The 13680-nt window shown below is 71.2% G+C and carries 13 protein-coding genes; 6 read left to right on the top strand and 7 right to left on the bottom strand.

Annotated features, from left to right (window positions below):
• Together Q0D57_RS17130 and Q0D57_RS17125 are read right to left on the bottom strand one after the other, a co-directional pair.
• A partial coding sequence (locus tag Q0D57_RS17130) for a glycosyltransferase (protein ID WP_291046311.1) occupies nt 1–716 on the bottom strand: 716 nt, incomplete at its 3' end.
• A gap of 114 nt (nt 717–830) precedes the next feature.
• Complete coding sequence (locus Q0D57_RS17125; RefSeq protein WP_259526193.1) at nt 831–1160, bottom strand: WhiB family transcriptional regulator; 330 nt, start codon at nt 1158–1160, stop codon at nt 831–833.
• Between the two features lie 196 nt (nt 1161–1356).
• Here Q0D57_RS17125 and Q0D57_RS17120 point away from each other — a divergent pair, with 196 nt between their 5' ends.
• On the top strand, nt 1357–2313 hold the full coding sequence (locus Q0D57_RS17120; RefSeq protein WP_291046308.1) for a helix-turn-helix domain-containing protein: 957 nt from the start codon (nt 1357–1359) through the stop codon (nt 2311–2313).
• A gap of 37 nt (nt 2314–2350) precedes the next feature.
• On the opposite strand, the gene Q0D57_RS17115 is transcribed toward Q0D57_RS17120, so the two are convergent.
• The 3 genes from Q0D57_RS17115 to manA are packed head-to-tail and all read right to left on the bottom strand — an operon-like array spanning nt 2351 to nt 5710.
• Entirely contained in the window at nt 2351–3034 is a 684-nt protein-coding gene (locus Q0D57_RS17115) for a TrkA family potassium uptake protein (RefSeq protein WP_291046305.1), read from the bottom strand.
• A complete protein-coding gene (locus tag Q0D57_RS17110; protein ID WP_291046303.1) occupies nt 3027–4406 on the bottom strand; it encodes a potassium transporter TrkG in 1380 nt (459 codons plus the stop codon). The genes Q0D57_RS17115 and Q0D57_RS17110 overlap by 8 nt, the downstream gene beginning before the upstream one ends.
• A 29-nt stretch (nt 4407–4435) precedes the next feature.
• Nucleotides 4436–5710, bottom strand: coding sequence for a mannose-6-phosphate isomerase, class I (manA, locus tag Q0D57_RS17105; protein ID WP_291046301.1), 1275 nt, complete (start codon nt 5708–5710; stop codon nt 4436–4438).
• Nucleotides 5711–5881: 171 nt separating this feature from the next.
• Between manA and Q0D57_RS17100 the strand changes: the two genes are divergently transcribed.
• From Q0D57_RS17100 to Q0D57_RS17085, 4 genes are read left to right on the top strand one after another with little or no spacing between them, the layout of a single operon-like run.
• Nucleotides 5882–7060 carry an acyl-CoA dehydrogenase family protein gene (locus Q0D57_RS17100; protein WP_291046299.1) on the top strand — a complete coding sequence of 393 codons (1179 nt, stop codon included), beginning with the start codon at nt 5882–5884 and terminating at the stop codon, nt 7058–7060.
• A gap of 29 nt (nt 7061–7089) precedes the next feature.
• Complete coding sequence (locus Q0D57_RS17095; RefSeq protein ID WP_291046297.1) at nt 7090–8445, top strand: O-antigen ligase family protein; 1356 nt, start codon at nt 7090–7092, stop codon at nt 8443–8445.
• Nucleotides 8442–9755 carry an O-antigen ligase family protein gene (locus tag Q0D57_RS17090; protein ID WP_291046295.1) on the top strand — a complete coding sequence of 438 codons (1314 nt, stop codon included), beginning with the start codon at nt 8442–8444 and terminating at the stop codon, nt 9753–9755. The genes Q0D57_RS17095 and Q0D57_RS17090 overlap by 4 nt, the downstream gene beginning before the upstream one ends.
• A 10-nt stretch (nt 9756–9765) precedes the next feature.
• Nucleotides 9766–10650: a glycosyltransferase gene (locus Q0D57_RS17085; RefSeq protein WP_291046293.1), complete on the top strand. Its 885-nt coding sequence runs from the start codon at nt 9766–9768 to the stop codon at nt 10648–10650.
• Here the strand turns inward: Q0D57_RS17085 and Q0D57_RS17080 are convergent.
• Together Q0D57_RS17080 and Q0D57_RS17075 are read right to left on the bottom strand one after the other, a co-directional pair.
• Complete coding sequence (locus tag Q0D57_RS17080) at nt 10571–11416, bottom strand: glycosyltransferase (protein ID WP_291046291.1); 846 nt, start codon at nt 11414–11416, stop codon at nt 10571–10573. The genes Q0D57_RS17085 and Q0D57_RS17080 overlap by 80 nt on opposite strands.
• Complete coding sequence (locus Q0D57_RS17075) at nt 11413–12792, bottom strand: hypothetical protein (protein WP_291046289.1); 1380 nt, start codon at nt 12790–12792, stop codon at nt 11413–11415. The genes Q0D57_RS17080 and Q0D57_RS17075 overlap by 4 nt, the downstream gene beginning before the upstream one ends.
• 73 nt (nt 12793–12865) lie before the next feature.
• Here Q0D57_RS17075 and Q0D57_RS17070 point away from each other — a divergent pair.
• Nucleotides 12866–13680 (top strand): glycosyltransferase (locus Q0D57_RS17070; protein WP_291046286.1); only part of this gene is annotated, 815 nt, incomplete at its 3' end.

Here is a 13680-nt window from a genome sequence, read left to right as displayed (position 1 = left end):
TGGCGCTTGCGCCGCACCGAGCCGCGGGTGGAGCGGCCGGGCCCGGAGAAGCCGTCGCCGTCGGTGGCCACGCGGGCGGCGGGCACCGCCATGACGCGGTGGCCGGCGAGACGCACGCGGATGGAGAAGTCGAGGGCGTTGTCGGCCGTCGGCAGGGCGGGGTCGAAGCCGCCCACCTCGTTCCAGACGGTGTGCCGCACGATGAGCCCGGCTGCACCCATGCCGAGCACGTCGCTCAGGCGGTCGTGCTGGGCCTGGTCGAGCTCGGTCTCGACGAGGGGCACACTGGCACCGAGGCTCGTGACGGTCTCGCCGAACTCGGCGATGTAGTCGCCGTCGGCCCACTCCATCTGCTTGGGGCCGGCCGCGGCCACGGAGGGGTTGACCTCGACGGCGGCGAGCAGGGCCGCGAGGGCGTCGGGCTCGGGAGCGGTGTCGTGGGCGAGCAGCCAGAGCCACTCGTTCTGGTCGTCGGGCGGCGGGGCCACGCCGAGGGCGTGCTGGATGGCCGTGCCGAAGCTGAGCCGACTCGACTCCGAGATGAAGCGGGTGGGGTGGGCCGCCGCGAGGAGGGAGGCCGTGGCGTCGGTCGACGCGCAGTCCACCACCACGAGAGCGTCGGGTGCGCGGGTCTGCGCCGCGATCGCTTCTAGGGTGCGCGGAAGGTGGTCGGCTCCGTTGGAGGCGACGAGAACGGCAGTGACTCGGGCGTGCATCGCACTGACCCTAACCGGCGGGCTCCGCCTGGCCGTGGCGCGCTACCGGCGTGCCGGTTTCTTATGAATCCCGTGTGAGAGCCCGCACCGCAGCAGCGGCGGCGCGGAGGATGGTCACACCGCGCGCTTGCGGAGCTTTCGGCGCTCGCGCTCGGAGAGGCCACCCCAGATGCCGAAGCGCTCGTCGTTCTGCAGGGCGTAGTCGAGGCACTGGGCCTTGACCTCGCACGAGGTGCAGATGCGCTTGGCGTCTCGCGTGGAGCCGCCCTTCTCGGGGAAGAAGGCCTCGGGATCGGTCTGCGCGCAGAGCGAGTCGGCCTGCCAGGCGAGCGGGTTGTCTTCGATGTCGTCGGCGCTCGGCTTGCGGACGCCGGGGACTCCGAGCTGAACCGGATCGACGAACCAATCATCCGGAACGCCTGAGCGATACTCTGACATAGCCATATCACGCTCCACCCTCTGAACTAGTCTGCGACCTGCCGACAACCCCGTGCCTCCTAATTACACCGGTGTAGTTCCCCTGAGTCAAGTCGTGGATCGTAAACCCTCAACTCTGCCTTAAGGGTTGCGACACGGCGTGGATCGCGGTGCGAGATCCGGATGCTGGACATTCTTCATAGAGGGTCGATATCCTGCCAGCATGCTCACCAAGGTCGTCCTCCTCGCCATCCCGGGCGTCGCCCCGTTCGAGTTCGGCGTGGTGTGCGAGGTCTTCGGCATCGACCGCTCCGAGCACGGCGGCCCCGAGTTCGAGTTCAGCATCGCCACGGCCGAGCCCGGCCCCGTGCGCACGAGCCTCGGCTACGACATGATGATCGCCGACGGGCTCGAGAAGGCGGCCGACGCCGACCTCATCGCGGTGCCGGCGCACCTGATCGACGCCGACGTGCATCCGGAGGTCGTGCGCGTGCTCCGCGAGGCCGCCGAGCGCGGCGCCTGGATCCTCAGCATCTGCAGCGGGGCCTTCACGCTCGCCAAGGCGGGCCTGCTCTCGGGCCGCTCCGCCACCACGCACTGGATGCACGCGGAGCGCCTCGCCGCCGAGTTCCCCGACATCTCCGTCGATCCGGACGTGCTCTTCGTGGAGGACGGCCGGATCATCACGAGCGCGGGAACGGCCTCGGGCATCGACGCCTGCCTGCACCTCATCAGGATCGAGCTCGGTGCCGCCGCCGCGAACGTCGTGGCGCGGCGCATGGTGGTGCCGCCGCAGCGGGCGGGCGGGCAGTCGCAGTACATCGCGGCTCCCGTGAAGGAGCGCTGCACCGATTCCTTCGCCGAGGTCACGGAGTGGATGCTCGAGCACCTCGAGGAGGAGCTCACCATCGACGAGCTCGCCCGGCGGGCCCTCATGTCGCCCCGCACCTTCGCCCGGCGCTTCAAGGCCGATCTGGGCACGACCCCCGGCGCCTGGCTCAACCGCCAGCGCCTGCTGCGCGCGCAGCAGCTGCTCGAGGAGAGCAGCCTCGGCCTCGACGCGGTGGCGGCCGAGAGCGGCTTCGGAACCGCCGCCGTGATGCGGCACCACTTCGCCAAGACCCTCGACACGACTCCGGCGGCCTACCGCCGGGCGTTCACCGTTCGCCTGAGCGCCTGAGCACCTGAGCACCTGAGCCCAGCGCCCCACCCGCTGCTCAGCGCGGCAGGGCGGCGAACTTCTCCGTCTTGTCGGTCGGGCCGAGCACGAGCAGCCGCTGGCCGGCGACGAGCACCGTGTCGCCCGTGGCGTAGGTCCACCGGTCGTCCTGGCGCACCGCGACGACGGTGACGCTGTAGCGGTCGCGGATGCGCGCCTGAGTGAGCGTCTGCCCCACCACCTCGGCCGGTGTCGTGGTCTTGGCCATCACGAAGTCCTTCTCCACCGCGAGGAAGTCGAGCATCCCGCCGCGCACGAGGTGCGCCACGCGCCGGCCCATGTCCGACTCCGGGTAGACGACGTGCTCGACCCCGATCTGCTCGAGGATGAGCCCGTGCTGGTCGCTCACGGCCTTCGCCCAGATCTCGGTGGTGCCGCGGCGCTTCAGGAGGGACGCGGTGAGGATGCTGGCCTGCAGGTCGGTGCCGATCCCGATGACGACCCGGTCGAAGTCGTCGATCCCGAGCTGGTCGAGCACCCCCTCGCGGGTGGTGTCGGCGCGCACGACATGGGTCAGCACGCCGTTGAGCGACTGCACGATGTCCTCGTCCGTGTCGATGCCGAGCACCTCGGTCCCCGATTCCGCCAGCTCGGTGGCGAGGGCGCGCCCGAAACGGCCGAGGCCGATCACGGCGACGGAGTCGACGCCGCGCGGGCGCTTGCTGCTGAATGTCCTAGCCAATGATCGGACGCTCCTTCGGAAGCTCGTAGAGACGGGTCTCGGTTCTCAGGGCGAGAGCGGAGCCCAGGGCGATGGGGCCGATGCGGCCGACGAACATCAGCAGCACGAGGATGAGCTGGGCGGCGGGCGGGAGACCCGCCGTGATGCCCGTCGACAGTCCCACCGTGGCATACGCCGAGATGACCTCGAACAGCACGCGGTCCATGGAGTAGTCCGTCATCAGCATGATCGCGGCGGTCGCGCCGACCACCAAGGCGAGCGAGAGCAGGGCGACGGTGATGGCCTCGCGATGGGTGGAACGCGGGAGGCGCTTGCCGAACATGTTGACGGCCGTGCCTCCGCGGAGCTCCGTCACGACGATGAAGAAGAGCACGGCGAAGGTGGTGATCTTCAGTCCGCCGGCGGTGCTCCCGGGCCCGCCGCCGATGAACATGAGGATGTCGGTGACGAGCCAGGTCACCGGATGCATCTGGCTGATGTCGAGGTTGTTGAACCCGGCCGTGCGCGGAACGACTCCCGCCGTGAAGCCGGCGAGCACCCGGTCGGCCGGGGCCATGGCACCGAGCGTCGCCGGGTTGGACCACTCCAGGACCGTGATCGTCAGGCAGCCGCCGACCAGCAGGATCAGGGTTCCGACCACGACGGTCATCGTGTTCAACGTCCACCGCGACGGCGTGCGGAACCGACGGCGCAGCTCCAGGATCACGCCGAAGCCGAGCCCGCCGAGGATGACGGCGGCGCAGATGGTGAGCGAGATCCACGGGTCGGTCGCGAAGCCCATCAGGTTGTCGCTGAACAGCGCGAATCCGGCGTTGTTGAAGGCCGACACGGAGTGGAAGACCCCGTACCAGATCGCTTCTCCCGGCGGCCAGCCGTAGCCGATCATCCAGCGCAGCGCCAGCGCCACCGCGCACACGGTCTCGACGACGAGGGCGATGAGGATGACGCCGCGGAGCACGCGTCGCACGTCGCCCAGGGCGAGCGTGTGCGTCTCGCTGACGGCCGTGAGGCGCGTGCGGAGGCCGAGCCGCCTGGCGACCAGGAGCCCGAGCAGCGTGGCGAACGACATCACGCCGATGCCGCCGATCTGAATGAGCACGAGGATCACGCCGTGCCCGAACGGGGTCCAGAACACGGGCGTGTCGACGATGATGTGGCCGGTGACGCAGATGGCGCTGGTGGCGGTGAAGAGTGCCTCGATGACGTTCGCCCCGCCCGGGCCGACCTTCGAGATCGGGAGCATCAGCAGCACGGTGCCGATGAGCGTCGCGAGGGCGAACGAGATGGAGATGACCTGCACCGGCCGCGCGCCCACGAGCTGCCCGCGACGACGCCATCCGCGCCGCGCCGCGGTCGCCTCGTCTCTCACCACGCGAACACCCTAGCGGTGAACTCGTCTCACTATCGGTCGGCGCGGGCTCCCGGTGCCGCCACGAAGGCCACGCCCTCACCGGTGAAGAAGATGCGGCCCTCGTCCGGCGTCACGTAGACGGCGCCGCCGCGCACGAGCACGGCGTCGTCGGCGCCGCCCGCCACCGTGAGCGTGCCCGAGAGACACAGCACGATCGCCGGCCCCGCGGGCGACAGCCCGATCGGCTCGGCTCCCGAGACGGCCTCGACCCGCACGAGCTCGAAGTCGTCGACGTCGGGCCGGAACACCGAGACGCCGGCGGCCGGCTGGGAGGGCACGAGGTAGGGCACGGGGAGCGGATGGAACTCCAGCACCTCGAGCAGCTCGGGCACGTCGACGTGCTTGGGCGTGAGGCCGCCGCGCAGCACGTTGTCGGAGGCCGCCATGAGCTCGACGCCCACGCCGCGGAGGTAGGCGTGGATGTTGCCGGCCGGGAGGTAGAGCGACTCCCCCGCCTTCAGCGTCACGCGGTTCAGCAGGAGGGAGATGATGATGCCCGGGTCGCCCGGGTACTCCTCCTGCAGCATCACGACGGTCTCGAGCGAGGGCGTGTAGGGGTCGGTCATGTGGGCGTGGGCGGGGTGCAGCGCCTTCTCGGCGGTGCGCACGAGGTGCCCCACGAGGGTCTGCACCTCCTCGCCGCCCGAGAGCACCCACGCCACGACCGAGCGGAGGATGTCGGCGTCGGTCTCGCGCTCGGTCTCGGAATCCTCGAGAAGGTGCACCATGGGGCCGTAGAGCTCCCAGCGCGGTGCGGTCTGCGAGTTGTCGATCGTCACCAGGAGGTCGACGATCTCGCGCACCTCGGCGAGCGGCCGGAATCCGCAGAGCGCCTCGTAGCGCTCGCTCAGCGCCACGACGATCTCGGGCTTGTGCAGCGCATCCTTGTAGTTGCGGTTCGGCGCGTCGAGCGGAACGCCGGCGGCGTTCTCGCGCTCGAAGCCCTCGCGGGCGCGCTCGAGCGTGGGGTGCGCCTGCAGCGAGAGCGGCTCGGCGGCGGCGAGGAGCTTCAGCAGGAACGGGAGCGAGTCGCCCCGGCGGTCGCCGCCGAGGGTCGTCGCGGGGTCGGCGGCGATCCACGCGGCGAGGTCCTCGGCTCCCCCGGTGTCGTCGGGGTCGAGGATGCGGCTGGGGCTGCCGGGATGCGCCCCGAGCCACAGCTCGGCCTGCGGCCGGCCGGTGACGGGGGTGCCGAGGAGCTCCGGCAGGGCGGTGGTCGACCCCCAGGCGTAGTCGCGAGGGGTGTTGCTGATCGGAACGAACATGTCTCCACTCTCACACGGACTTATGAGCGAGCTACAATCGGCGCCCCCACGGTGGAGCGCCCGGTTGGAACAAACTACCAAGCGCCCAGGGTGCGTGCGGCCACCTTCGTTAGGCTCACTCGCCGGACCCCCTCGATCACACGCGTCCCGCGTGAACGCAACGGAGCAGACATGACCTTCGAGCCCCTCGCCAGCGACTTCTACGGCTACGAGACCCTTCTCACCGACGAGGAGAAGGGAGCGCTCGCCGCGCTCCGCAGCTACCTCGAGTCGGAGGTGAAGCCGGTCGTCAACGGGCACTGGGAGAAGGCCACCCACCCCGACGGCATCATGAAGGGCCTCGCCGGCACCGGCGCCTTCTCCTTCGCCTGGGACGAGACGCGCCCGTTCGAGAACTCGGCCGTCTTCCGCGGCTTCGTGGCGCTCGAGCTGGCTCGCGTCGACGCTTCGGTCGCCACGCTCGTGGGCGTGCAGAACGGCCTCGCCATGGGCTCGATCAGCGTCACCGGGTCTCCCGAGCAGCGCGCGGAGTGGCTGCCGAAGATGGCGTCGGGCGAGATCGTCGGCGCCTTCGGCCTCACCGAGCCGACCTCGGGCTCCGACTCGGCCCAGGGCCTCCGCACCACCGCCACGCGAGACGGCGACGAGTGGGTGCTGAACGGCTCCAAGCGCTGGATCGGCAACGCCACCTTCAGCGACATCACCGTCATCTGGGCGAAGGATGCGGAGGACGGGCAGGTCAAGGGCTTCATCGTGCCGACCTCCACCCCCGGCTACTCGGCCACCAAGATCGAGAACAAGCAGAGCCTGCGCATCGTGCAGAACGCCGACATCACGCTCGAGGGCGTGCGGGTGCCCGAGAGCCTGCGGCTGCAGAACGCGAACTCGTTCCGCGACACCGCGAAGGTGCTCCGCCTCACCCGGGCCGAGGTGGCCTGGGCCGCCGTGGGCAACTCGGTGGGCGCCTACGAGGCCGCGCTCCGCTATGCCCGCGAGCGTGTGCAGTTCGGCAAGCCGATCGCGAGCCACCAGCTGGTGCAGGATCTGCTCGTGAAGTCGATCGGCAACATCACCGCGAGCCTCGGCATGGTCGTGCGGGTCTCGCAGATGCTCGACGACGGCACGCAGAAGGACGAGCACTCGGCCCTCGCGAAGGCCTACACGACGTCCCGCATGCGCGAGACCGTGGCGTGGTGCCGCGAGGCGCTCGGCGGCAACGGCATCGTTCTCGACTACGACGTGGCCCGGCACTTCGCCGACGCCGAGGCGCTCTACTCCTACGAGGGCACCCGCGAGATGAACACGCTCATCGTGGGCCGCAGCATCACGGGGTTCGCCGCCTTCGTGTGAGCGGGCCGGCCCTCGGTAGAGTTCTCCCCATGCGATACCCGACCGACGCCGCCACGCGGTCGCTCTCCGTGCTCGTTCTGTTCACGGTGTTCGCAGGCGATGTGTGGCGGAACCTCCTCGGCTGGTGGGGCTATGCCGCGCTGGTGGCCGTCATCACGGCCGTCGTCGCGGTCATGATGACCAGGCGCCGGCTCTGGGGTGCGGTCGCCTTCTGGCGGCTCCCCCGCACGCTGGTGCTGTTCGGGGTGCTCGCCGTGGTGTCGCTCGCCTGGTCGTTCTATCCCGGGGCGACCGTGCTCGGCATCCTCGCCCAGGCCGCCACCACCCTCGGCGCGCTCTTCCTCTGCGCCGCGCTGAGCTGGCCCCAGCTGCTCTCGGCACTCGGCACGGCCCTCAACTGGATCCTCGGCCTGTCGCTGCTGTTCGAGTTCGTCGTGGGTGCCTTCGTGCGCTCCCCCGTCTTCCCGTTCTTCACCGACTACGGCGACCGCAAGGTGCCGAACGCCTTCTACTGGTCGCAGGCCGATCTGTTCCACGGCGGCCCCATCCAGGGCATCGTGGGCAACCGCAACCTGCTCGCCTTCGTGGCCGTGCTCGCGCTCATCGTGCTCATCGTGCAGCTGGCGCAGAAGCTCCGCCGCCGAGGGCCAGCCCTCGCCTGGATCGTCGTCGCGCTCGGCACCCTCGCTCTGACGCGATCGGCCACGGCCATCGGCGCCCTCGTCATCACCGCGGCGGCCTTCGGCGTGCTCGTGCTCGCCCGACGCGCCAGCGCCGGCCGCCGGGCGCGCGTGTTCGCGGGGGCCGCCGCCGTGGCCGTGCTCGGCGCCGTGACCGTGGGCGTGCTCTGGCAGCAGGTGCTCTCGCTCTTCGGCAAGTCGGAGGACCTCACGGGCCGGCTCGACATCTGGAACTCGGTCGCGGGCCTCGCCGCCGAGCGCCCGGCCTTCGGCTGGGGCTGGGTGAGCTACTGGGTGCCGTGGGTCGAGCCCTTCGACGACCTCGCGGTGCGGAAGGGCGTCACCTATCTGCAGGCGCACAACGCCTGGCTCGACGTCTGGCTGCAGCTGGGCATCGTGGGCCTCGTGCTCTTCATCGCGTTCGTGCTGGGCGCCTGGCACCGCTCGTGGTGGTTCGCCGTCGAGGAGCCGCTCGATGCCGACGGCCGCGCCCTCCCTCAGGTGGTGGTCACCCTCGCCCCGGCGCTCCTGCTCACCGCCCTCGTGGCCCAGAGCTTCGTCGAGAGCCGCATCCTCGTGGAGGGCGGCTGGGTGCTGCTCCTCGTGATCGGTGTGAAGACCAAGCTCGACCTGCAGAAGGTGGACCAGGATCTCGGCGCGCATCCTGAGCCCCGCCCGGCCGGGCTCAGCCCCGCTCGACGATGACGCGGGTGCCCCAGCACCCGGTGGCCGCGGGCGTGCTCGAGTTCTTCGGCTCCACCCGCTTCGCCCGCGTGCTCACGCTCGCGATCCTCGGCACGGCCTTCCTCTCGTTCCCGCTGCGCTCGATGATCGGCTGGCCGGGCCTCATCGCGATCGTCTCGGCGCTCGTCGTGTTCGCCGCCCTCTCGTTCGTGGGGCGCTGGCACGACCTCGACTGGCACGGACTGCTGCCGATCTCGCTCCTGGTGTTCGTCGCCTGGTGCGCGGTCACGCTGCTGTGGAGCTCCTACCTGCCCTCCACGCTCAACGGCCTGCTCTACCAGCTGGCGTACGCGTTCCTCGGGGTCTACATCGCGGTGGTGCGCGACCTGATCCAGGTGGTGCGCGCGCTCGGCGACGTGCTGCGCGTGGTGCTCACCGCCTCGCTCGCCGTCGAGATCGTGGCCGGGCTCCTGCTCGACACGCCCGTGCCTTTTCTCAACGTCACGGGGAGCATCGCCTCGGGCGGCCCGGTGCAGGGCATCCTCGGCACCCGCAACATGCTCGGGTTCGTGGCGATGCTCGCCATCGTCACGTTCGCGATCGAGCTCGCCACGCGATCGATCCGGCGCGGGATCGGCATCTACAGTGCCGCGATCGCCGTGCTCGCCGCCGTGCTCTCCGGGTCGCCGGTCACGCTCGGGGTCGCCGTGGTCACGGGCATCGCCGCCGTCATCCTGCTGGCGCTCCGGCGGGCGGCTCCCGAGACCAGGAGGGGCTGGCACTTCGTGCTGCTCGCCGTGTCGCTGCTCGGCCTGATCGTCGGGTACCTCGCTCGCGGCGGCATCCTCGCGCTGCTCTCCGAGCGCCGGGAGTTCACCTACCGGCTCGAGATCTGGCGGGAGCTGTGGCGGCTGATCGACCTCAACGCCCTCGAGGGCTGGGGCTGGACCGGGTTCTGGCGCTCGAACGTCTCGCCGTTCTTCGCCCTCGACGTGATCGGCAACCGCTCGCACACCTCCGCGCTCAACGCCTTCGTCGACGTGTACTTCCAGACGGGGCTCGTGGGCTTCGTGATCTTCGTGGGGTTCGTGGCGCTCGCCTTCGGGCGGGCGTGGGTGCTCGCGGCCTCCCGCAAGAGCATCGTCTTCCTCTGGACCGCCCTCGTGATCGTGGTGCTCGTGGCGACCTCGATGGCCGAGAGCGCGGTGCTGGTGGAGTACGGCTGGCTGCTGCTCGTGATCTGCTCGGTGAAGGCCGCCCGCGATCTCAGTTGGCGCGGCAGGCTCCGGCGCGCCGATGAACCCGTGGCCCCTGTGCCGGTGAACTCGTGAGGGGCGCTCCGTGACGATCGACATCATGATGCCGTTCTACGGCCGCTTCGATCACCTCCGCGAGGCGGTCGGCAGCGTGCTCGCGCAGACCGATCCCGACTGGCGGCTCGTCGTGATCGACGACGTCTACCCCGACCCGGCGCCCGGCGCGTGGGTGGCGGCGATCGACGACCCCCGGGTGAGCTACCGACGGAACGCGGTGAACCTTGGGGTGGGCGGCAACTTCCGCGAGTGCGTGCGGCTGATCGAGCACGAGCGCGCGGTGCTCATGGGCTGCGACGACCGCATGCACCCCGGCTACGTCGCGACCGTCCGCGGGCTCGTGGCAGAGCATCCGGAGGCCGCGATCGTGCAGCCCGGCGTCGAGGTGATCGACGCGGAGGGCGCGGTGCACATCCCGCTCGCCGACCGCGTGAAGGGGCTCATCCGGTTCGGCGGCACGGGGCCGCGGGAGTTCTCGGGCGAGAGGCTCGCCACGAGTCTGCTCACCGGCAACTGGGCCTACTTCCCCTCGGTGCTGTGGCGGGCGGAGGACCTCCGCCGCTATGGCTTCCGCGAGGGCTTCGAGGTGGTGCAGGATCTCGCGCTCATGCTCGACATCGTCTTCGACGGCGGCAGCATGCTGCTGGACGACACGGTGTGCTTCTCCTACCGCCGGCACGCGGCGAGCGTCTCGGCCGTCACGGGACCGGATGGAGCGAAGTTCGCCGAGGAGCGCGCGCTCTTCGCCGAGGCCGCGGCCCGCGCGAAGGCGGCGGGCTGGCCGCGCGCGGCTCGGGCCGCCCGGGCGCACCTCACCTCGCGGCTCAACGCGCTCAGCGAGCTGCCTGCCGCCCTCCGGGCCCACGATCCGGCCGGCCGGAAGGCATTGCTCCGCCACGTCGTCTCGCGCTGAGCTCCTGCCTCGCCGCACGGGTGCGGCGAGCGGCCTCGAGCATGAGCCGCACGAACATGCGGCGGGCGCCCAGGATGGTGCCGAGGCCGCGGATGCCGAGAGGGGTCTGGTTGGAGTCGTGCAGCCGCCGCTCCACCACGACCTCGTCGAGGTGCCGGATGCTCCGCCGCACGTTCCCGGTGATGGCGATCCAGACGTCGTGCGACTCGTGCAGGTAGCCGGGCATCGGCAGGATGCCGCCCTCGATCGCCTCGCGGCGGAAGCCCATGGCGCAGCCGAAGTAGGGGCGGTAGCCGATCAGCACGGCGACGAGGTTGCGGAGCGGCGTGCGGTCCATCCGGGGCTTCAGCGGCGGGTACCAGAGCCGCGCGCCGTTGCGCCCGAGGATGGAGTGGTTGCCCGCCACCACGAGCGCCGAGCGGAGGCCCTCGATCATGCGCTCGTGCCGGCCGGGTGCCCACACGTCGTCCTGGTCGGAGAGGAACACGTAGCGGCCCCGGGAGCGCTTGATCGCGGCCTCGAACGCGCGCACGTAGCCCTGGTTGGAGTCGGCCCTCGTGAGGGTCACCCTCGACTCCCCGAGCCGGTCGATGGTCTGCACCACCACCGCCACGGTGTCGTCGGGCGAGCAGTCGTCGACGATCACGAGCTCGTCGTCGGGGCCGAGCTGCGCGACGATCGACTCGATCTGCTCGGCCACGTAGGCCGATCCGTTGTAGGTGGCCATGCAGACGCTGGCCCGCACCCGGCCGTCGGCCGCGGTCATGGGGTCTCCTTGTCGGTCGAGGGGGCGCCGGCGCTCGGGGAGGCGTCATCGCTCGGGGTGGCGTCATCGCCCGGGGCTGCGCCATCGCTCGGGGCGGCGTCATCCGGAACCCTGGCCGCCCGCCGGAGGGCCGTGACGTGGATGGCGAGCCCCAGGAGCGGCCCGATCATGAGGGCCAGCACTGCCCGCAGCTCGATGTCGAGGGGCAGCAGCAGCACGAGCACCGCGAGGACGGTCGCCGCGATCCAGCCCGCGGAGTACGCCCGGTGGCGGTCGACCGCCAGGCAGACGGCGCCCGTGAGGGTGACGAGCGCGAGCATCCCGGCCGCGATCACGAGGCCGGCGATGACCCAGCCGCTCACGACGTAGCCCTCGCCGTAGACGAGCACGAGCAGCACGGGGCCGAGGAAACCGCCGAGCACGGCGCCCACCACGGCGATCACGGCCACGAGCCGCGCCACCGGCCAGAGCGCGGTGAGGCCCGCCGAGCGGTTGTTCACGAAGTGCGCGATGGCGACACCCTGGTAGGCGTTCAGCGGGATGAGCAACGGGGCACGCGTGAAGGTGATGGCGAGCAGGAGCGGCGCGGCGGCCGCGTAGACCTCCTCGGTCGAGGTGAGCGCGAGCACGACGGGGAAGCCGACCACGAGCACGGCGCTCGAACCCGAGGCGAGGCAGGCGTGGCCGATCCGGGCGAGGAACGGGCCGAGCGAGGTGTCGGCGCGAGCCCTCGCGGCCTGCCGGAGGGTGGGCGAGAAGAGCAGGCCGATCAGCCAGGTGACCGACGAGACGCTCGCGGCGAGCGCGAACCCGCCCACGAAGGCCGCCGTGACGGCTGCGACCACGATGAGGGTGAGGCGGAGCAGGGAGTCGCCGATGACGAGCCGGGCGAAGGTGTTCCACTGCAGGCGCCCGCCGAGCACGCCCACGATCGTGGCGTGGCCCGAGAAGAGGGCGATCGAGCAGCTGAGCGGCACGGCGAGCCAGGCGTACTCCGCTGTGAGCACGCGCGGCCCCCACCACAGGCTCGTCGCCCACAGCAGCACGCCGGCCGCGACGCCCACGCCGAGGCCCACGAGGAGCATCCGGGGTTCGCGCCTGTCGCCCGGAGCGCCGTCGAGGCGGTCGCTCACGTGCACGGCACGGGTGCTCTCGGCCGAGAGGCCGCCGAGGATGCCGAAGAACGCGAACAGCATCGACCAGAAGCCGATGAACACGGCGGTGTCGGCCTTGTCGAGCATGAGCGGCACGATCAGGAGCACGGCGAAGCCGACGGCGGCCGAGAAGAGCGAGGCGGCCCCGACGCCCACGAACGAGCGGCGACCGATCGTCGGCCCTCCGCTTCGCGCGGTCGGCCCCTGGCTCGGATCGGTCATAGGGTGCAAGCATAGTGTTCGCTCCCTCGGAGGTTCCGGGGGCGGAGAGGGGTCTGCGGTCGTGCCATCGCCCATGCCCGAGAACGCGCCGCCGGCACCGGCTGCGACCGTGGCGGCCGTCGTCACCGCCTACCGTCCCGGCGATCGTCTGGTGCCGCTCGTGCGTGCACTGCTGGCGCAGACGGCGACCGTGGTGGTCGTCGACGACACCGGCGGGGCTCCGGATGCCGAGGGCCCGCTGGTCGAGGTCGAGGCGGCCGGCGCGCGGGTCATCCGGCACCGCTCGAACCGCGGGATCGCGGCCGCCCTGAACACCGGGATCGCGGCAGCGCGCAGGCCCGACGACGGGCCCGACGACGACCCCGACCCCGTTCCGCGCTTCGTGCTGACCTTCGACCAGGACTCCGCGATCGGCGACGACTTCGTGGCCACGCTCGTCACGACCTTCGAGCAGGCGATGGCCGCGGGGCTCCCCGTCGGCCTCGTGGCGCCCGCGCGCATCGAGGGCCTGCCGTCGCAGGTGACCGGCTACTCGCGCGGCTTCCTGCTCGGCACGACGCCGATCCAGTCGGGCATGCTTCTGCCGGTCACGACCCTCGACCGTGTGGGCGGGTTCGCCGAGCCGCTCTTCATCGACGGGGTCGACACCGACTACGCCCTGCGCGTCACCGCGTCCGGACTCCGCGTGCTGCTCGCCGACCGGGCGGCTCTCGGCCACAGCCTCGGCGACCGCTTCCAGCCCGCGCTGCTCACGCGGCTGCTCGCCCTCGCGGGCCGGCCGCCGATCGGGCTCGTGGTGAGCCGCCCGTTCCGCTACTACTACCTGCTGCGGAACCGTGTGCTGCTGAACCGCCGCCACTCCCGCGGCGCCCTCGGCTGGGCCCTCCG

It is taken from the genome of Herbiconiux sp. (assembly GCF_023264895.1).
Taxonomy (GTDB): Bacteria; Actinomycetota; Actinomycetes; order Actinomycetales; family Microbacteriaceae; genus Herbiconiux.
This window is presented reverse-complemented; position numbering and strand designations above follow the sequence as displayed.

Bases quoted from the DNA above. Each gene is read 5' to 3' on its own strand.
- Q0D57_RS17100 (WP_291046299.1), top strand. From the start codon at position 5,882: ATGACCTTCGAGCCCCTCGCCAGCGACTTCTACGGCTACGAGACCCTT.
- Q0D57_RS17120 (WP_291046308.1), top strand. From the start codon at position 1,357: ATGCTCACCAAGGTCGTCCTCCTCGCCATCCCGGGCGTCGCCCCGTTC.
- Q0D57_RS17095 (WP_291046297.1), top strand. From the start codon at position 7,090: ATGCGATACCCGACCGACGCCGCCACGCGGTCGCTCTCCGTGCTCGTT.
- Q0D57_RS17080 (WP_291046291.1), bottom strand. From the start codon at position 11,416: ATGACCGCGGCCGACGGCCGGGTGCGGGCCAGCGTCTGCATGGCCACC.
- Q0D57_RS17075 (WP_291046289.1), bottom strand. From the start codon at position 12,792: ATGACCGATCCGAGCCAGGGGCCGACCGCGCGAAGCGGAGGGCCGACG.
- Q0D57_RS17125 (WP_259526193.1), bottom strand. From the start codon at position 1,160: ATGGCTATGTCAGAGTATCGCTCAGGCGTTCCGGATGATTGGTTCGTC.
- Q0D57_RS17090 (WP_291046295.1), top strand. From the start codon at position 8,442: ATGACGCGGGTGCCCCAGCACCCGGTGGCCGCGGGCGTGCTCGAGTTC.
- manA (WP_291046301.1), bottom strand. From the start codon at position 5,710: ATGTTCGTTCCGATCAGCAACACCCCTCGCGACTACGCCTGGGGGTCG.